This is a genomic window from Bradyrhizobium zhengyangense (genome assembly GCF_022012555.1).
Classification (GTDB): Bacteria; Pseudomonadota; Alphaproteobacteria; order Rhizobiales; family Xanthobacteraceae; genus Bradyrhizobium; species Bradyrhizobium zhengyangense.
In genome coordinates, this window is record NZ_JAKLTZ010000013.1 from 74,689 (window position 1) to 92,882 (window position 18,194).

Sequence of the window (18,194 nt, forward strand, 5' to 3'; positions counted from 1 at the left end):
GCGCGAGATTGGTCGTGGGTGCCCCTCACAACACCCGATTGCTCTCCTTCACCTTCTCCGCATCCAGATAAACGCTGCTGCCCATCTCCTTGAACTTCGCGCTCATCTTGGCCATGCCGTCTTCGGCCGTGCCCTGCATCGACATGCCCACGCTGTTCGGATCGTTCAGCGTCGCCGCGTAGTCCCGCACGTCCTGCGTGATCTTCATCGAGCAGAACTTTGGGCCGCACATCGAGCAGAAATGGGCGACCTTGTGGGCTTCCTTCGGCAGGGTCTCGTCGTGGAAGTTCTTCGCGGTGTCGGGGTCGAGGCCGAGGTTGAACTGGTCGCTCCAGCGGAAGTCGAAACGGGCGCGGGAGAGGGCGTCGTCGCGCAGCTGGGCGGCGGGGTGGCCCTTGGCGAGATCGCTGGCGTGGGCGGCGATCTTGTAGGTGATGACGCCGGTCTTGACGTCGTTGCGATCGGGTAGCCCAAGATGCTCCTTCGGCGTGACGTAGCAGAGCATGGCGCAGCCGAACCAGCCGATCATGGCAGCGCCAATCCCTGAGGTGATGTGGTCGTAGCCCGGCGCGATGTCGGTGGTCAGCGGTCCAAGCGTGTAGAACGGCGCTTCGCCGCACTCCTTGAGCTGCTTGTCCATGTTGATCTTGATCTTGTGCATCGGCACGTGGCCGGGGCCCTCGATCATGACCTGGCAGCCCTTGTCCCACGCAATCTTGGTGAGCTCGCCGAGCGTCTCCAGCTCCGCGAACTGGGCGCGGTCGTTGGCATCGGCGATCGAGCCCGGGCGCAGGCCGTCGCCGAGCGAGAACGAGACGTCATACTTGCGCATGAGGTCGCAGATCTCGTCGAAATGGGTGTAGAGGAAGCTCTCCTTGTGATGCGCCAGGCACCACTTCGCCATGATCGAGCCGCCGCGCGAGACGATGCCGGTGACTCTGGCGGCAGTGAGGTGGATGTAGGACAGGCGCACGCCGGCGTGGATCGTGAAATAGTCGACGCCCTGTTCGCACTGCTCGATCAGCGTGTCCTTGTAGAGCTCCCAGGTCAGTTTGACCGGGTCGCCGTTGCACTTCTCCAGCGCCTGGTAGATCGGCACCGTGCCGATCGGTACCGGCGCGTTGCGCAGGATCCACTCGCGGGTGGTGTGGATGTTGCGGCCCGTCGAGAGGTCCATCACGGTGTCGGCGCCCCAGCGGATCGCCCACACCATCTTCTCGACCTCTTCCTCGACCGACGAGGTCACCGCCGAGTTGCCGATATTGGCGTTGATCTTGGTCAGGAAGTTGCGGCCGATGATCATCGGCTCGAGCTCGGAGTGGTTGATGTTGGAGGGGATGATGGCGCGGCCGCGCGCGATTTCGCTGCGCACGAACTCCGGCGTGATGAAGGCGGGGACCGAGGCGCCAAAGCTCTCGCCGTCGGCGAGGGCGCCTTCGGCGCGCTCGAGCTGCTGCTTGCGGCCGAGATTTTCGCGCGCGGCGACGTAGATCATCTCCTTGGTGATGATGCCGGCGCGGGCGAATTCGAGCTGGGTGATCTTGTGGCCGTCGAGGCCGCGCAGCGGCTTGTGATAGGCGGCGAAGGAACGTGCGGCGTTGTCGGTGGAGACGCTGCCGTTGTCCTCCGGCTTGATCTGCCGGCCTTCATATTCCTCGACGCCGCCGCGCTCCAGCACCCATTGCTTGCGATTGCGGGCGAGACCGGCGTTGACGTCGATGGTGACGGAGGGGTCGGTGTAGGGACCGGAGGTGTCGTAGACCGGCAGGTTCGGCTCGCCGGCGCCTTCGGAGAGAATGATCTCGCGCAGCGGCACGCGCATCTCGGGCGCGGCGTCGGGCGAGGCGAAGATCTTTCGCGAGGAGGGAAGGGGGCCGGTGGTGACGGCGGGGACGGTTTTTTCAGGGTTGGAGCGGATGTTCATGGGATCCTCCTTAATTCAGTTCGTTTGTGTCGCTGAGCAAGCGTCGATTGCAGCTGTCATCCCCGCGAAGGCGGGGATCCAGTATTCCAGAGGCCGCGCGGCTCGAGCCGAAGAGCCGCGGCGTACTGGATCGCCCGGTCAAGCCGGGCGATGACAGTGGGGTGTGGGGTGAGAGCGGAGTGCGCATCACGCCGCCTCCTTCGATTGGCCGAGCCACTGCCGAACCCGCGCATCCGGGTCGGCATTTTGGGTGACGTCGCTGACGACGGCGATGGAATCCGCGCCGGCGGCAAAGATCTCCGCGGCGTGCTCGAACTTGATGCCGCCGATCGCGACCAGCGGGATGCTCCCGATGCGCTTCTTCCATTCCGTGATCCTGGGAATGCCCTGCGGTTCGAAGCGCATCGATTTGAGTGTGGTGAAGAAGATCGGGCCGAGCGCGACGTAGTCGGGCTTGGCCTCGAGCGCCGTTTCAAGCTCCGCGTCGTCGTGGGTGGAGATGCCGAGCGACAGGCCGGCTTCGCGGATGGCCTTGAGGTCGGCGTCCGCCAGATCCTCCTGGCCGAGATGCAGATACTTTGCGCCGGCGACGATCGCCGCACGCCAATAGTCGTTCACGACCAGCTTGGCCTGCGTACCCTGCGTGATTGCGAGCGCGTCGGTGACCATCTGCAAGGCCTGCGAATCGTCGAGATTCTTCGCGCGCAGCTGGATGGTGCCGACGCCGAGCTTGGTCAGGCGCTCGACCCAGTCGAGACTGTCGACGACGGGATAGAAACGATCAGGATACGGCATGCCAGAACGGTGTCCCAACGACAGGGGTGGAGGGGGAGGCGAAGTCGCGGGCGTTCATCAGCCCGGCTTCATAAGCGGTGCGGCCGGCATCACAGCCGAGGCGGAAGGCTTTCGCCATCGCGACGGGATCGGCGGCCTTGGCGATCGCGGTGTTGAGCAGCACGGCGTCATAGCCGAGCTCGAGCGCCTCAGCCGCGTGGCTCGGTGCGCCGATGCCGGCGTCGACCACCAGCGTGATGTCGGGCAGGCGCTCGCGCAGCAGCTTGAGCGCGTCGCGGTTGATGATGCCCTTGGCGCTGCCGATCGGCGCGGCCCACGGCATCACCACCTTGCAGCCGGCGTCGACCAGGCGGTTCGCGATTGACAGATCCTCGGTGCAATAGGGGAACACCTCAAAGCCGTCCTTGATCAGGATGGCGGCGGCTTCGACGAGGCCAACGACGTCGGGCTGCAGCGTGTCGTTGTCGGCGATGACCTCCAGCTTGATCCAGGAGGTGCCGAACAATTCGCGCGCGAGCTTTGCCGTGGTCACGGCTTCGCGCACGCTGCGGCAGCCGGCGGTGTTCGGCAGCACCGTGACGTCGAGCTCGCGGATCAGCTTCCAGAACGCGTCGCCGGTTTTGCCGCCGGCGGATTCGCGCCGCAGCGACACCGTGACGATGTTCGAGCCGGAGGCGCGGATCGCGTCCTGCATGATCGCGGGCGAAGGATAGAGCGCGCTGCCGATCAGCAGGCGGGAGTCGAAAGTCTTGCCGTAGAAGGTCACCATTTGGGAGGTGTCTCCTTGAATGACGGTGTCATCCCCGCGAAGGCGGGGATCCAGTATTCCAGAGGCCGTGCCGTGATACGGAGGAGCCGCGGCGTACTGGATCGCCCGGTCAAGCCGGGCGATGACAGCGGAGTGTGTGGTGCATTCATCAATCACCCTCCCTGCCGCGGCGTGATGATCTCGATCTCGTCGCCGGCTTTCAGTGCGGTCTCGGCCCAGCGGCTTTTCGGGACGACGTCGTAATTGAGTGCGATGGCGAAATGCGTGCCCTCGTAGTCGAGCTCGGAGAGCAGCGCATCGACGCTGACTGAGCTGATCTCGCGTTGCTCGCCGTTGATGATCACAAGCATTGGACGATCACGCGCATTGCATCACCTCATTGTCGATCTGGCCGCGCTCGACGAAGTTGAGCGTCAGCTCGGCCAACGCAGGGGCGATCAGGAAACCGTGGCGGTAGAGCCCGTTGACGCTGATCTTGCCGCCGCGCACGCCGATGCGCGGCAAATTGTCGGGAAAGGCCGGGCGAAGGCCGGAGCCGAATTCGACGATGCGGGCTTCGCCAAAGGCCGGATGCACGGCATAGGCCGCACCCAGCAGCTCCAGCGCGGAGCGGACGGAAACGCCGGTGTCCTCGGCCTCGATCGAGGTTGCGCCCAGCATGAACAGATTGTCCTCGCGCGGGATCACGTAGAGCGGCCAGCGCGGATGGATCAGCCGCACGGGGCGCGACAGCTGCACCTCGCTGGTCTCGATCAGGATCATCTCGCCCTTGACGCCGCGCAATTCCGGCTGCTCGTCGCGGGCGCCAAGGCCGCGGCAGTCGATGACGAGCCCCTCAAGGTCGTTGGCGCTGACATCGCTGCCGAACTTGATGGTGCCGCCGGCGGCGACGATGCGCGCGTGCAGCTTCGGCAGCACGCGGCGCGGCTCGACATGGCCCTCGGTCGGGAAGAACAGCGCATCGCGGAAACGGCCCTCCAGCGACGGCTCGAGCTCGGCGAGGCCAGCGGCATCGAGCCGGCGATGGCCCTCGGTCATGCGGGCAAAGCGCTCGAAATCGTTGCGCTCGCGCGGATGGGCGACGACGAGGGAGCCGTTGAAGGGGGTATCCGGCAGCTCGCGCCGCCAGATGTCGAGCGAGCGCAGCCCCAGGCGGCTGATGATGGGTTCGGCGACTTCCGCCTCGCAATAGGGTGCGAGCATGCCGCCGGCCCAATGGCTGGTGGCATCGGTCATGTCAGCGTCACTGCGCTCGTGTAGGGTCACGGCGTGGCCGGCCTGCGCGAATAACAGCGCCTGCCAGGCTCCGGCTATGCCTGCACCGATGATGGATACCGGGGAATCCGGTCGCTTGGTCGTCTGCAACATCCCTGTCCCTTCGCCGGCATGACCCGGATCAGGTTCAAAGGGTCACCGCGGTCTTGGGCAGCCGGTGTTGGCCGTATTGCCCATTTAGCGGTATCTCAGCTCCTCCTCGGAGCACCCCTCGGAACGGCTCTAATGTAGGCTAGTGGGGCAGGGTGGTCAACGCGTTTGGCCCGGAACCTGCGCCCGCGCGTTGCGGATATGCTGGGCGAGCTTCCTGTGCGGGGCTATGAACATCGGCTGCGGATTGCCGTTCGGCTCGAGCCGAGGTTCGAAGCTGGCCTCTCGCACCATCTCCTGACGTTGCCGCTTTGCAGCGTAGTAATAGCCGCCCGCGAAATAACGCACGGCTCGGTCATGGTCGCCATTGGCGGCATGATAGGCGCCGGCGAGGTACTTGACGGCGTAGGTGAGATTGGTGTTGGGGTCGCGCAGGCCGCTCGCATCGCCGGTGTAGCCGAGGCCGCGGGCCGTCGCGAGCTTGATCTGCATCAGCCCGATGGTGCCGCCATGGCCGACGAGGCCCGGCTGATAACGGCTCTCGCGCATGATGACGCGATGCACCAGCGCCTCCGGCACGCCGTTGGCGCGTGCATGCATCGCGACCATCTCGGCATAATCGGCCTGGCCTGCGAAGGCTGCCTGCGACGACATCAGTCCGGCCGCGACCAGCGCGGCAACGCGTAAAATTTTCATGTAAATCCCGGAGATCCTGAGTGACCTGCGCCGGCTGCCGTTAGGCCTGCCGAACGCGGCGATGATGTGGCCAAACGCCGCCGGTCCTGATTTTGCGGCGCCGAGCCGCCGTTACGACTCAATCCTGGCGCAGGAGTCTCTCAGGCGGACATCTCGCGACAGCGACCCTGTCTATTCGCAGATGTCAGCGAAAGCGAGTATGAAGCCCTCGCGAATCGGGAGAGGTGCCATGACAAAAGCAGCGATGACAAAAACAACCATGGTCAACACCCACAGCGGCGACATGTCCAGACAAGATCTGCCCACCCAGAACCCGTGTGCCCAGTGCGGCGCGCCGATCGCGCAGCCCGACTGGATCGAGCCGGGCGAGGGGCGGGTCTCCTATCTCTGGACATGCCACGCCTGCAATTATCGCTTCGAGGCGATCGCGATCTTCGACGAGCCTGCCGTCGAGTATCCGCCACTCGCGGCTTAAGCGGCGACCTGCGCCGCTAGCTTGGGCTGCTGCCACACCGGCAATTGCATCCGCACGATCAGCCCGTGCGGCTGACGGTCGTGCAGCGACAGCTCGCCGCCATGGGCGAGCGCGATCGCGCGCGCGATCGACAGGCCAAGGCCGAAGCCGGTGGAATCGTCCATGGTGCGCGCGTCGTCGCCGCGCACGAACGGCTCCAGCATCTCCTGCTTGCGCGCGTCCGAGATACCGGGGCCGTCATCCTCGACGTCGATGACGAGTTTGGTGCCGGATACATCGAGGCGGATCGTCACCTCGGCGCCGAAGCGCACCGCGTTCTCGACGAGATTGGTGACGCCGCGATGCAGATCGTCGGGGCGCGCTGCCGCGGTCGCGGATGAAGGGCCGTCATAATGCACGACATGGCCCATGTCGCCGAACTGGTCGGCGATGAGCTGCAGCGTGCTGGCGATATCGACCAGCGTCACCGCTTCGATCTTGCGGTCGTTGCGCAGCAGTGACAGCACGCTCTCCAGCATCGAGCGCATCTGGTCGAGGTCGATCAGCATGCGCTTGCGGTTGCCTTCGTCCTCGATGAACTCTGCGCGCAGGCGCAGCCGCGTGATCGGGGTGCGCAGGTCGTGGCTGATCGCCGCCAGCATCTTGGTGCGATCCGACATCAACCGCGCAATGCGCTCGTGCATGCGATTGAGCGCGCGGGCCACCGAGCGGATCTCCTCCGGGCCGCGCTCGGGCAGCGGATCGGCAGCACCGTCCAGGCTGAAATTCTCGGCCGCCTTGGCAAAGGACGACAAGGGCGCCGCCAGCGCGCGCGCGGCCCACAGGCCGAGCACGGTGATGCAGATGAAGGCGGTCATCAGCGTCACCAGCCACGGTGCGCCCCAGAACCACGGACGCGGACCGTTCTCGACGTGGCCTGCGATCACGGTGCCGTCAGGCAATTCCACGCCGACGCGATGCGCATCGCCCTTTGGCGCAAGCTGCACCACCTTGTAGCCGCGGGCGAGATGGCGGCGGATCCCACGCAGGTGCTGGGCTTCGCTGTCGTCGACCGACGCCGCAGTGCCGGGCGCCAATGTCTCGAGGTTGAGCTTCGGGAAGGCGCGCGCGAGATCTGCGATGAGGCGCGGCCGGTCGTCGGGGCTCGCCGAGCCGAGCAGCAGCGCCGCGTCGGTCAGTTGATGTGCGCCATCAGGCGGGCTGTCCGGACGATCGGGGCGGCTGAGCAGGAAGGCGGTGGTGACGACGAGATGCAGCGCGACGGTCGAAGCCAGGACCAGCGCGGCGATCTGTCCGCCGATACCCTTGAGGTGAAAGAACCCGAACGGCTTCATCGTCGCAAAGCCCGATCAGTTGCTCTGGGGTGTGGCAAACACTTCCGTCCGAGGCGTAAACAGGTAGCCGCCCGAACGCACCGTCTTGATGATGGTGGGGTCGGCCGGATTGGGCTCGATCTTGCGGCGGATGCGGCTGACCAGCACGTCGATGGAGCGCTCGAACGAACCGGTGTTGCGGCCCTGCGTGAGGTCGAGCAGGCTGTCGCGGGACAGCACGCGCCCGGGGCGCTCGCAGAACGTCCTGAGCAGGTCGAACTCGGCGCTGGTCACCGCGACGCGGGCGCCTTCCGGATTGCGCAGCTCGCGCAGGCGCAAGTCGATGCGCCAGCCTTCGAAGACAAGTGTAGAGGCGCCCTCGATCGAGCTCGCGGCCTGGGCGGAGGCCTGACGCCGCAGCACCGCGTTGATGCGGGCGAGCAGCTCGCGCGGGTTGAACGGCTTCGGCAGGTAATCGTCCGCGCCCATCTCGAGGCCGACGATGCGGTCGACGTCCTCGCCGCGCGCGGTCAGCATGATGATTGGCGTCTGCGCCTCGGAACGTACCTTGCGGCACAGGCTGAGGCCATCTTCGCCGGGCAGCATGACGTCGAGGATGATGAGATCAACGCGGTGGTCCGCCATGGCGCGCGACATCTCGCGGCCGTCGCTCACGGCGGTGACGTTGCAGGAGTTGTTGCGCAGATATTTCGCGATCAACGTCCGGGTTTCGCGATCGTCCTCGACGACCAGGATATTGGGAGACGGAATGGCCATGGGCCTTGTTTGTCCAAGATTCGGGCCAAAAGGCGAAGATTATTGTTTCAGTGTGTTTCCGGGCGAATGTCCGCAACGCCCCGCAACGACACCGTCGTCGTACGGCAAGGTCTCGTTAAGTCCGGTAACCATACCGTGGCGCAGTTGCGTACGAAACCCCCGCAAAAACCACGGTGCTATCATGACTTCGATTTCGGCGGCCTCCGCCAGTCTTCACCAGTCGCCGCTCCAGCGGCTGCAGCAGGAATTGCAATCGCAAGTGTCGGACGGCACGATCTCGTCGTCCGACCAGTCCGCCCTCACCACAGCCCTGCAGGACATCGATACGGCGCTCCAGCAGAGCCAGCCCAGCGATCAATCCAGCGGCACCAAGCCGTCCAAGGACGGCCTGAAGTCCAAGATCGACGACCTCATCTCCAATGAGGTCTCGAACGGCACGCTGACGTCGAGCCAGGCCGACGAGCTGAAGGGCGTGTTTCAGTCCGCCTTTAGCAAGGGGCCCGGCGGCGCTCACGGCGCCGGTGGTCCGCCTGCGGGGCCGCCGCCGTCGGATGGCGGCTCTTCGGATTCTTCGACATCGACGACGGACGCGACGAGCAGCAGCTCGACCGACAGCAGCACGGCGAAAATCCTCGAGCAGTTTCTCCAGGCGCTGCAGCAGTCGCAGTCTTCGTCGAATTCATCATACGGCGCCAACGGCAGTGCGACGAGCGCGAGCAGCACGGACATCTCCGCGCTTCTGATCGACTACAAGAGCTGACCTGCGCGACGCTAGGTCGGCGCGTTCCTCGCCGCGAGCATGCTTCGTCCCAGGGCGCATGATCGTCGGCGGGGAACTTTGCATCCCCGCACGTTCCAGGAACTTTTCCTCGCGCCGCAGCGCCGCAAGGGCGCAACGAAATTGCCGCATGTTAGGAACCGTGCGTGTTCGTCGCTGTTCTCTCAGCACAAGTTTTCTGCTGAAGGAGAGGACAACCATGTTGATGAAATCGATCGCCGCCGGCCTTGCCGGCACCGCTTTGCTTGCGACCGTTGCGTTTGCGCAAAATCCGACCACCACCGCCGACAAGGCGCCGACCGCTACGACGACGACAACCACAAGTGCGTCGGGTGAATGGCGCGTCTCGAAGATGGCGGGCGTGAAGGTCTACAACGACGCCAACGAGAACATCGGCTCGATCAACGACCTGCTGATGGACAAGAGCGGCGCCGTGAAGATCGCCGTGATCGGCGTCGGCGGCTTCCTCGGCATGGGCGAGCATCTCGTCGCCGTGCCCTATGAGAAGCTGAAGTTCGTCAATGAGGCTGTGGCCTATACCGGCACCAGTGCGAACCCGAATGCCAAGCCCGCCGCGACCACGACGACCGGCGCCGCGACCGGCACCGAGAAGACGACCACCACCACGACGGCATCGTCGAGCTCGAAGTGGTATCCGGACCACGCCGTGTTCAATGCGTCCAAGGACGAGCTGAAGAACATGCCCGAGTTCAAGTACTCCGAGTAATAAACGTCGCGTGAGTGCTGAAACGAAGCGCGCCCGGCTTTGACCGGGCGCGCTGTCGCGTCTTCTTTTCTTTCACCTTTCCCCGGTTGCGGGGGGAGAGGAGCTTTACTTCACCAGCGGGCAGCCGCCCTTGTCGAGCGGACGGAAAGCTTCGTCGCCGGGCACCGTGGTGACCAGCTTGTAGAGGTCCCACTCGCCCTTGGATTCTTCCGGCTTCTTCACCTCGTACAGATTCATGTCGTGGACCATGCGGCCGTCAATGCGGATCTTGCCGTTCTTGGCGAAGAAGTCGTTGATCGGCGTCTTGCGCATCTGCTCCATCACCTTCGGAGCTTCGTCGGTCTTGATGGCCTCGATCGCCTTCAGATAGTGCATCGTCGCCGAATAGAGGCCGGCCTGGATCATGGTCGGCATGTGGCCGACCTTGTCGTTGAAGCGCTTGGAGAAGGCCCGGGTCTCGTCATTCGTGTCCCAGTAGAACGCATCCGTGATGATCAGGCCCTGCGTCGCCTTGATGCCAAGCGAATGAACGTCGGTGATTTCCATGAGCAGCGCGATCATCTTCTGACCGCCTTGCGTGATGCCGAATTCGGCCGCCTGCTTCAGCGCATTGGTGGTGTCGCCGCCGGCGTTTGCCAGCGCGACGACCTTGGCTTTCGAGGCCTGGGCCTGCAGCAGGAACGAGGAGAAGTCCGACGAATTGAGCGGATGGCGGACGTCGCCGAGCACCTTGCCGCCGCTCTCCTTGACGACGTTGGCGGCGTCACGCTCGAGCGCCATGCCGAAGGCGTAGTCGGCGGTGACGAAGAACCAGGTGTCCTCGCCGCGCTTGACCATGGCCTTGCCGGCGACGTTGGACAGCGCGTAGGTGTCGTAGGTCCAGTGCACGGTGTTGGGTGAGCAGGCGACGCCGGTGATGTCGGACGAGCCCCCGCCCGAATTGATGTTGATCTTGTTCTTCTCGCGCGTCAGCGCCGAGATCGGCAGCGCGACCGAGGAGGTCGGCACGTCCATGACGGCGTCCACCTTCTCATTGTCGTACCAGTTGCGGGCGATATTGACGCCGACGTCGGGCTTGTTCTGGTGGTCGGCGGACACGATCTGGATCGGCACGCCCGCGACCTTGCCGCCGTAATCGGCGACGGCCATCTCGACGGCGGCGAGCGAGCCCTTGCCGGTCGCATCGGCGTAGAGGCTCGACATGTCCGTGAGCACGCCGAGCTTGACCACGTTGTCGGAAATCTGCGCCTGCGCCGCGCCGCAGCTTGCGGCGACGGCGAAGCTTGCCGCGACCGCGGCGATGAGTTTATGCATATCGTTTCTCCCTCAGCATTGTTGTTTGGGCTTTGTTGCGGGGACTGTTCTAGCGGCTATTGGAGATCGCAGCTAAGCGCTCCACGCCATAGCAGGATGCAAAATCGGAAGGGGCGGGCGGTGTGCCTTCGCCTCTCCCCGCTTGCAGGCGGGCCGAGGGAGAAGCCCTCAACCGCTACCCTTCAGCCGTTCGTTGCGCCGGCGCAGGCCTTCCAGCGTCGCAAGCAGGATGACCGAGACCGTCGTGAGGATCACCGCGGCTGCCGTGATGGTCGGGCTGATGTTCTCGCGGATGCCGCTGAACATTTCGCGCGGCAGGGTGCGCTGCTCAGGCCCCGCCATGAACAGCACGATCACGACCTCGTCGAAGCTGGTCGCGAAGGCGAACAGGGCGCCCGATGCGACGCCGGGCAGGATCAGCGGCAGGATCACGCGGCGGAATGCTTCAAGCGGCGCGGCGCCGAGCGAGGCGGCGGCGCGGGCGAGGTTGGTGTCGAAGCTTTGCAGCGTCGCGCCGACGGTGATCACCACGAACGGCGTTGCCAGCGCGGTGTGAGCGAGGATCAGGCCGAGATAGCTGCCGGTGAGGCCAATCGGCGCGAAGAAGAAATAGAGACCCACTGCGGTGATGACGCCGGGCACGACGACCGGCGACAGCACGAACGCCAGCACCAACGGCTTGAACCGGCTCTTCCACTGCGCCAGCCCAAGAGCTGCCAGCGTGCCCAGAACCATGGACAGCAGCGTCGAGGCGACGCCGATGATCATGCTGTTCTTCAGCGAATTCATCCAGCGCGCCGAACTGATGAAATCCTCATACCAGCGCAAGGAGAGGCCCGGCAGCGGATAGGTGAGATAGGAGCCCGAGCTGAAGGACAACGGCATGATCGCCAGGATCGGCGCGATCAGGAAGATGAACACCAGCGTCGAGATGACGATGGTCGCGATCCATGCGATGCGCTGGCTGGGCGTGCGGAGGGAAGGCGCGTCGCTCAATTCTTCATCCCTCCGGTCACCTGCTGGCCCTGCACCAGCTTGCCGTAGACGAGCGCGAGCAGGACGGTCGCCAGCAGCAGCACTGCACCCAGCGCCGACGCAAGGCCCCAATTGGCTGTTTCGGTGGTGTAGAGCGCGATGAAGTAGCTGATCATCTGGTCGGCGGCGCCGCCGACCAGCGCCGGCGTGATGTAATAGCCGAGCGCCAGGATGAAGACGAGCAGGCTCCCGGCGCCAATGCCGGGGAGCGTTTGCGGCAAATAGATTCGCAGGAAGGCGGTGACGGGCGACGCGCCGAGCGAGGCGGCGGCCCGCATGTAGGCCGGCGAGATCGCCTTCATGCTGCTGTAGAGCGGCAGGATCATGAACGGCAGTAGCACGTGGGTCATGGCCACGCAGACACCGAAGCGGTTGTAGATCAGGCGCAGCGGCTCGTCGATGATGCCGAGCCAGCGCAGGCTGTCGTTGACGACGCCCTTGCTCTGCAACAGCACGATCCAGGCGCAGGTGCGGACCAGAAGCGAGGTCCAGAACGGCAGCAGCACGAAGATCATCAGCAGGTTCGACCGGCCCGGCGGCAGCGTTGCCAGCAAATAGGCGACCGGAAAGCCAAGGATCAGGCAGAGCACCGTGACACCAAGACTGATGAGGAAGGTACGGGCGAACACCTCCCGGTAGATGGCTTGGTCAGGCGGGGCCGCGACGATTGCGCCGTTAGCGTTCCTGACAAGGTCGAGCGCCCCCAGCAGGTAGAAGCTGGTGACTGGACCACTTGCACCTTTGATCGTCATCCAGGTGGCGCGGTCGCGCCAGGCTGCGTTGATCTTGCCCAGCGTCTCCTTGGCCGTGCCCGGCCCCGGCATCGCTTTCAGATTGCGCGCGGTGCTGGTGAGGATCGTGCGAAAGCCGTTTTGGGCGTAGTTGAGCCGCTTGGCCGCGATGGCAATGGTGCCGGCGTCGCGCGCGGCCTGAATGTCGCTTGCCAAAGCCGCATAGGTCTTTTCGTCCGGCAGATCCTTGCCATCCCAATTGGCGAGAGCCACGACGGTTTGCGGCAGAACCTGGCGCACCTCGCGGTCATCGACGGCGTGCCACAGCATGCCGGCGATGGGCCCGGCGAACGTGAACAGCAGAAACAGCAGCAACGGTCCCACGAGCGCGAACGCCTTGAGCTGGCGCGCGCGCTCCGCCCGCTTCAGGCGGCGCTTGAGCGGCACTTCGGTCTCGGCACCGGCGCCGGTGAAGGACGCTGCTGTCATGGCGTGATCATTTCAGGCAAGAGGCACAAGCGAAGGGGAGCACCCCTCCGCCTGTGCCATACGGCCGCATTACTTCGCGGCCCATTTGTTGAAGCGCTCGGTCAACTTGTCGATGTTCTCGAGCCAGAAGGCGACATTGATCTCGACCGCGTTCTTGATGTTATCGGGCGCGGTCGGCAGATCCTTCAGCACGGCCGGCTGGATCAGCGCAGCGGCGTCCTTGTTCGAAGTGCCATAGGCGATGTTCTCCGAAAGCTTCGACTGGTTCTCGGCCTTGCCTGCGAACTCCAGGAACTTGTAGGCCGCGTCCTTGTTCGGGCTGCCCTTCAGGATGACCCAGCTGTCGAGGGTGAAGAGCGCGCCATCCCACACCATGCCAAAATTCTTCTTCTCGTTCTTGTTCGCGGTGTCGATGCGGCCGTTATAGACCGAGGTCATCGCCACCTCGCCGGAGGCGAGCAATTGCGGCGGCTGGGCGCCGGCCTTCCACCAGACGAGGTCGCCCTTGATGGTGTCGAGCTTCTTGAATGCGCGATCGACGCCCTCGTCGGTCGCCAGCACCTTGTAGACGTCCTGCGGAGGCACGCCGTCGGCCATGAGGGCGATCTCCAGCGTGGTCTTCGGGCCCTGGCGCAAGGCGCGCTTGCCCGGAATCTTCTTGGTGTCGAAGAAGTCGGCCCAGCCCTTGGGCGCTTCCTTCAGCTTGTCCTTGTCGTAGCCGAGCACGAAGTCATACAGGATCGCGCCGACGCCGCAGGGATTGACCGACGGCTTGATATAGGCGCCCTCGCCGCCGATCTTGGAATAGTCCAGCTTCTCGTACAGGCCTTCCTCGCAGCCGACGGCGAGCTCGTCGCTCTCGACCTGGACGACATCCCAGGTGGCGGCGCCACCCTGAACCTTGGCGCGCAACACGCCGACGCCGCCGTCCCAGGACTCGTCGTTCATGGGAACGCCTGATGCCTTCTTGAACGGCTCGAAGTACACCTTCTTCTGTGCATCCTGATACGCGCCGCCCCACGACACGACGGTGAGGTCACGCGCCTGTGCAACCGTCACCGGCGCTGCGCTGACGGTGAACGCCGCGAGGAAACCCAGAGCAATCTTGCCAGTCATCTTGCTGGTCTTGCGCTTCAACATGGTCCTTGTCCTTCTTCAGGTGAGTTGCGTTGAGGTTGATCGATCAATCAAACGGGGTCGAGCGCGAGGCAGTCCTCGGGGCGGAAGGTGATGAAGACACTTTCACCGTGGCTCAGGCTGTCAAGCAAGCCCGGCTGCAGCTTGACCATGAACTCGCTATTCCCTGCGACGTCGAGCACGGCCAGCGCGTGGTCGCCGAGATAGATGGTGTTTTGTACCTTGGCCGGCAGCCGGTTCGGTCCATCGCTGGACGCGCCATCCGGGACGATGGCGATCCGCTCCGGCCGCACCGACAGCGAGGTCGCGGCGCCCGCGCCTGATATGTTGACCGCACGGGCCATGACGGTGCCGCCGGCCTTAAGCGCGACGCGGCAATAGTCCTTGTCGGTCGTCTCGACGGTGCCTGAGAGCACGTTGTTCTCGCCGACGAAATTGGCAACGAAGCTGTTCACCGGGCGCTCGTACAGCGCGTCGGGCCTGTCGATCTGCTGCACGATGCCGTCGTTGAACACGGCGATGCGGTCCGACATGGTGAGCGCTTCGCTCTGGTCGTGGGTGACGTAGACGACGGTGATGCCCATCGTCTCGTGCAACTGCTTGATCTCCAGCTGCATCTGCTCGCGCAAGCGCTTGTCGAGTGCGCCAAGCGGCTCATCCATCAGCACGAGCTGCGGGTTGAAGACCAGCGCGCGGGCCAGCGCCACGCGTTGCTGCTGGCCGCCCGACAACTGCCCGGGGCGCCGCTGCGCCAGCGTTTCCATCTTGATCATCCGCAGCGCCGTCTTGACGCGCTCCTGCGTTTCTGCCTTGCTCGTCTTGCGGACGGACAGCGGGAAGGCGACGTTCTCCTCGATCGTCAAGTGCGGAAACAGGGCATAGTTCTGGAACACCATGCCGATGTCGCGCTTGTGCGGCGGCATGTTCTTGATCGGGCGGTCTGCAATATAAATCTCGCCCTGGGTCGGGACCTCGAAGCCGGCCAGCATCATCAGCGTGGTCGTCTTGCCCGAGCCCGATGGGCCGAGCAGGGTGACGAACTCGCCCTTCCTGATGTCGAGATCGAGGTTCTTCACCACAAGGTGCTCGCCATCATAGGTCTTCTGGATGCCGGAAAAGCGCACCAGGGCCGGCGCAGTTGTGACGATGCCGGCTTCCATGATACCTCGCGATGTCCCCTACAAAACTCTCGGCACCTCGTCGGAGGTTGCGACGATCAGCTTAGCATCCTCCAACGAGAATGCCAGCCGCGCAAGCGATAAGGGACTGCGCGGATTCCGTGCATGAAAGCGCGCTACATCCCCGACAGCTTGGTCACGTACACGTTCAGCGTTCCGCCGGCTTCCGCAACCACGCGCAGCGTCTTGGAATCGAAGGCGATGTCGGCCAGCGTGAGGCTGCTGATGGAGGCGTCGACCTTGACGCCGTCCTCGCTCTTCTGGAAGTCGGCGATCGCGGCCGCGATCTTCTCGCGCGCGTTGGCGGCGATCGGCTTCAGGTCGAGCGTCGCCTTCTGCACCAGCGCCTGCTGCATCTGCGGTACCACCGCGCGCGCCGCGGCGCCGAGCAGACCGAAGGCTGCCTCGGATTCGACCGCAAGCTGGATGTCGGCGAGCCGCAGCGTCTGCTGCGCCTGGTCGAGCATCGGCCGGCCCCAGATGTGCACGGTCGCCTCGGCGCCGAGCCCGAGCCAGCTCTTCTTCTCCTTGGCGCGCACCAGGAGCGAGATCAGAAGGCGATCGCCAGAAGGGATCACGTTGACGCTCTTCACGGTGACCTCGACCGGACCGGAGCCGTCCTCGGGATAGGTGTGGCCGACCATCTGGGCCGCGATCAGCTTGTTGATCTCAGTGAAGGGCACGTCGATGGGAACGCCGATGTTCACGCCGGTGCCGGTCGGCGGCACGATCGAGATCTTGTCGGGGAACGGGCAGTCCGGCTTGGTCTGCGTCGAGGTCACGCGCGTCTCGGCCTCGAGGCCGAGCAGCAAGGTCACGGCCTGCGCATCGACGCGCGGCTGCGCCGCGATGGCGCGGGTCGGCTTCATCTCGAGCCAGAGCGGCGGCAGCGTCGCCGAGGAGCCGGTGCCCTGCAGCGGGATCGAGCGGCAGGCCTTGGCCCATTGCACCCTAGCGTTCTCGCGCAGGCTAGGGTCGTTGCGGATGCGCTCGGCGACGACATTGAGCTGCTCGCCGACGGTCTTGTCGATCAGCGGCTTGACCTGCGCCGGCACGTTGACCTTGGCGCCGGCGACGTTGACGTTGGTGTCGCCGAGATTGACCTGCGCGCCCAAATTCGGCTCGAGATGCCAGGCGGCCGCGAGCTTGGGACGCGAGGTGACGACCACGCTGCCCTTGATCTCGGCGCTGGCATTCAGGTTCTTGATGTTGACCGCACCGATCCGTTTTGCCGCGTCGCCGCCGAGCACGCTACCCAGGGCATCGCCCAGCGCGCCGGTGGCCTTCGACGACAGCGAACCCGTGACATTCAGCTTGCCGGTGATCGGCGTCGATAGCGTCAGCACGTCCTTGTCGCCGGTCGCCGACATCGGCCCGCGCGCGGCTGTCCAGCCGATATCGGCGTTCTCCAGGATTTGTGAGATCGGGTTCTCGGCCTTGCCAGCGAAATTGCGCGGCGAGGCCTTCTCGGCCTGGTCGCGGATCGCCGACAGCGCGATCGCGACGGGGGCGACCACGATCGAGCTCTTGGAGGCCGGCGGCAGCGGCGGCAACTGCGCGATCGGGGGAGCCGAATTGGTCGCGCGCGGCGACAGCCAGTCCATCACCCTCAAGCTGACGAAAAAAGACGCCGCGAGCACCGCGGCGGCGATCAGCACAGTCTTCAAATTCAAAGTCAGACGCATCAATCCCCCAGGCCGCCCCGAGGAGGATTTTACAGGGCGGGCGAGGAGGGCGCTAGAGCGCACCGATGGGGTGGAATTGCGGCAAAGGGGTTAATGGCAGCGGCCGCGGCTCAGGGGTAGCCCGCGCCGGGCGCATCCACCGTGACGGTATCGATCCGCGCGGAGGACTTGCCGCGCCGCAGGTCCTCATGCGAGGTCGCGGCGCTGATGCAGAACAAGGTTCGCTGCTCGGGGCCTCCGAGCGCGCATGCAATGGCGCGGCGGCCGGGGACGGCGATGCGCTGCAGCTCCTGCCCGCTGGCGTCGATCCGGATGAAGGCATCCTCGGAATAGGCGGCAACCCAGACCGCGCCGTCGTGGTCGAGGCAGATGCCGTCCGGCTCCTTGCCGCAGGGCAGCCTGCGGCGGAAGGTGAGGCTGCCATCGGGCGCCATCTCGTAATCGGCGACGCATTCGCCATCCATCTCCGCGACGACGAGCCGGCGGTGGTCGGGCGAGATCGCGATGCCATTGGGAAAGCGCAGTCCTTCGGCGACGACGCGCGTCGCGCCGTCCGGTGCGACCTGGATGATGCGCCCGTCGGCGCCGCGATCCGGTGGAGGCGGGAAGTTGAAGCCGAGGTCGCCGACATAGGCGCGCCCGAGCCCATCGACGATCATGTCGTCGATGACACCGGTCGCGACGCCCGACAGATCGGCATACAGCGAGAGCTTGTCCTCGGCGAAGACGAACAGGCGCTTGCGAAACATGGTCAGGACGATCAGCCTGCCATCGGGCAGGAAGCCGGTGCCGCACGGCGTGTCGTCCTCGAACGTCGCGTGCGTTCTGCATTGGCCCGCGGTGTCGGTGCTCAGCAGCGTCCGCGCCAGGCAGTCGACGAACCAGAGGCGTCCGTCATGCCAGCGCGGCGCCTCGTAATATTTGCCGCCGTCGAGCAGCGTGGTCAGCGCGGTCATTGGTTTCTCCCGAGAGACGGTGCCATATCTTTACACCGTGATCGCGGGAC

At 64.9% G+C, this 18,194-nt stretch carries 18 protein-coding genes and 1 riboswitch; of the genes, 3 read left to right on the plus strand and 15 right to left on the minus strand.

What is annotated here, in order from left to right; translation table 11 throughout:
- Positions 1-25 precede the first annotated feature (25 nt).
- The 6 genes from thiC to L6639_RS33460 all read right to left on the minus strand — a co-directional run bounded on the left by thiC (position 26) and on the right by L6639_RS33460 (position 5,549).
- Positions 26-1,924, minus strand: coding sequence for a phosphomethylpyrimidine synthase ThiC (gene thiC / locus L6639_RS33435; RefSeq protein WP_237865867.1), 1,899 nt, complete (start codon positions 1,922-1,924; stop codon positions 26-28).
- 186 nt (positions 1,925-2,110) lie between these two features.
- Positions 2,111-2,719: a thiamine phosphate synthase gene (locus L6639_RS33440; RefSeq protein ID WP_237865868.1), complete on the minus strand. Its 609-nt coding sequence runs from the start codon at positions 2,717-2,719 to the stop codon at positions 2,111-2,113.
- A complete protein-coding gene (locus L6639_RS33445) occupies positions 2,706-3,488 on the minus strand; it encodes a thiazole synthase (RefSeq protein ID WP_237865869.1) in 783 nt (260 codons plus the stop codon). Before L6639_RS33445 ends, L6639_RS33440 begins: the two co-directional genes overlap by 14 nt.
- A gap of 152 nt (positions 3,489-3,640) precedes the next feature.
- The gene (thiS, locus tag L6639_RS33450) at positions 3,641-3,838 is read right to left on the minus strand and encodes a sulfur carrier protein ThiS (protein ID WP_237865870.1); all 198 of its coding nucleotides are present in this window, start codon (positions 3,836-3,838) and stop codon (positions 3,641-3,643) included.
- Positions 3,839-3,845: 7 nt separating this feature from the next.
- Positions 3,846-4,856: an FAD-dependent oxidoreductase gene (locus L6639_RS33455; protein WP_237865871.1), complete on the minus strand. Its 1,011-nt coding sequence runs from the start codon at positions 4,854-4,856 to the stop codon at positions 3,846-3,848.
- Positions 4,844-4,985: riboswitch (TPP riboswitch) on the minus strand. It overlaps the preceding gene by 13 nt.
- 27 nt (positions 4,986-5,012) lie before the next feature.
- Positions 5,013-5,549: a lytic transglycosylase domain-containing protein gene (locus L6639_RS33460; protein ID WP_237865872.1), complete on the minus strand. Its 537-nt coding sequence runs from the start codon at positions 5,547-5,549 to the stop codon at positions 5,013-5,015.
- A gap of 244 nt (positions 5,550-5,793) precedes the next feature.
- On the opposite strand from L6639_RS33460, the gene L6639_RS33465 reads away from it, so the two are divergent.
- Positions 5,794-6,024 carry a hypothetical protein gene (locus L6639_RS33465; protein WP_237865939.1) on the plus strand — a complete coding sequence of 77 codons (231 nt, stop codon included), beginning with the start codon at positions 5,794-5,796 and terminating at the stop codon, positions 6,022-6,024.
- Here L6639_RS33465 and L6639_RS33470 read toward each other — a convergent pair.
- Together L6639_RS33470 and L6639_RS33475 are read right to left on the minus strand one after the other, a co-directional pair.
- Complete coding sequence (locus L6639_RS33470; RefSeq protein WP_237865873.1) at positions 6,021-7,358, minus strand: ATP-binding protein; 1,338 nt, start codon at positions 7,356-7,358, stop codon at positions 6,021-6,023. The two genes, L6639_RS33465 and L6639_RS33470, sit on opposite strands and share 4 nt — an antisense overlap.
- 15 nt (positions 7,359-7,373) lie before the next feature.
- On the minus strand, positions 7,374-8,114 hold the full coding sequence (locus tag L6639_RS33475) for a response regulator (RefSeq protein WP_237865874.1): 741 nt from the start codon (positions 8,112-8,114) through the stop codon (positions 7,374-7,376).
- 181 nt (positions 8,115-8,295) lie between these two features.
- Here L6639_RS33475 and L6639_RS33480 point away from each other — a divergent pair, with 181 nt between their 5' ends.
- Together L6639_RS33480 and L6639_RS33485 are read left to right on the plus strand one after the other, a co-directional pair.
- Positions 8,296-8,874, plus strand: a complete 579-nt coding sequence (locus L6639_RS33480) for a hypothetical protein (RefSeq protein WP_237865875.1) — start codon at positions 8,296-8,298, stop codon at positions 8,872-8,874.
- Positions 8,875-9,091: 217 nt separating this feature from the next.
- Complete coding sequence (locus L6639_RS33485; protein ID WP_237865876.1) at positions 9,092-9,619, plus strand: PRC-barrel domain-containing protein; 528 nt, start codon at positions 9,092-9,094, stop codon at positions 9,617-9,619.
- A 105-nt stretch (positions 9,620-9,724) separates the two neighbouring features.
- Here the strand turns inward: L6639_RS33485 and L6639_RS33490 are convergent, their stop codons facing one another.
- The 7 genes from L6639_RS33490 to L6639_RS33520 all read right to left on the minus strand — a co-directional run bounded on the left by L6639_RS33490 (position 9,725) and on the right by L6639_RS33520 (position 18,144).
- Complete coding sequence (locus L6639_RS33490; RefSeq protein ID WP_237865877.1) at positions 9,725-10,933, minus strand: ABC transporter substrate-binding protein; 1,209 nt, start codon at positions 10,931-10,933, stop codon at positions 9,725-9,727.
- Between the two features lie 168 nt (positions 10,934-11,101).
- Positions 11,102-11,929 (minus strand): ABC transporter permease, encoded by an 828-nt coding sequence (locus L6639_RS33495; protein ID WP_237865878.1) that lies wholly within the window; start codon positions 11,927-11,929, stop codon positions 11,102-11,104.
- Positions 11,926-13,188, minus strand: coding sequence for an ABC transporter permease (locus L6639_RS33500; RefSeq protein ID WP_237865879.1), 1,263 nt, complete (start codon positions 13,186-13,188; stop codon positions 11,926-11,928). Before L6639_RS33500 ends, L6639_RS33495 begins: the two co-directional genes overlap by 4 nt.
- Positions 13,189-13,257: 69 nt before the next feature.
- Positions 13,258-14,328 carry an ABC transporter substrate-binding protein gene (locus L6639_RS33505; protein ID WP_237865880.1) on the minus strand — a complete coding sequence of 357 codons (1,071 nt, stop codon included), beginning with the start codon at positions 14,326-14,328 and terminating at the stop codon, positions 13,258-13,260.
- 47 nt (positions 14,329-14,375) lie between these two features.
- Positions 14,376-15,485: an ABC transporter ATP-binding protein gene (locus tag L6639_RS33510; RefSeq protein ID WP_237865881.1), complete on the minus strand. Its 1,110-nt coding sequence runs from the start codon at positions 15,483-15,485 to the stop codon at positions 14,376-14,378.
- Positions 15,486-15,619: 134 nt separating this feature from the next.
- Complete coding sequence (locus tag L6639_RS33515; RefSeq protein ID WP_237865882.1) at positions 15,620-17,188, minus strand: DUF4403 family protein; 1,569 nt, start codon at positions 17,186-17,188, stop codon at positions 15,620-15,622.
- 110 nt (positions 17,189-17,298) lie between these two features.
- Complete coding sequence (locus L6639_RS33520; protein WP_237865883.1) at positions 17,299-18,144, minus strand: SMP-30/gluconolactonase/LRE family protein; 846 nt, start codon at positions 18,142-18,144, stop codon at positions 17,299-17,301.
- Positions 18,145-18,194 lie beyond the last annotated feature (50 nt).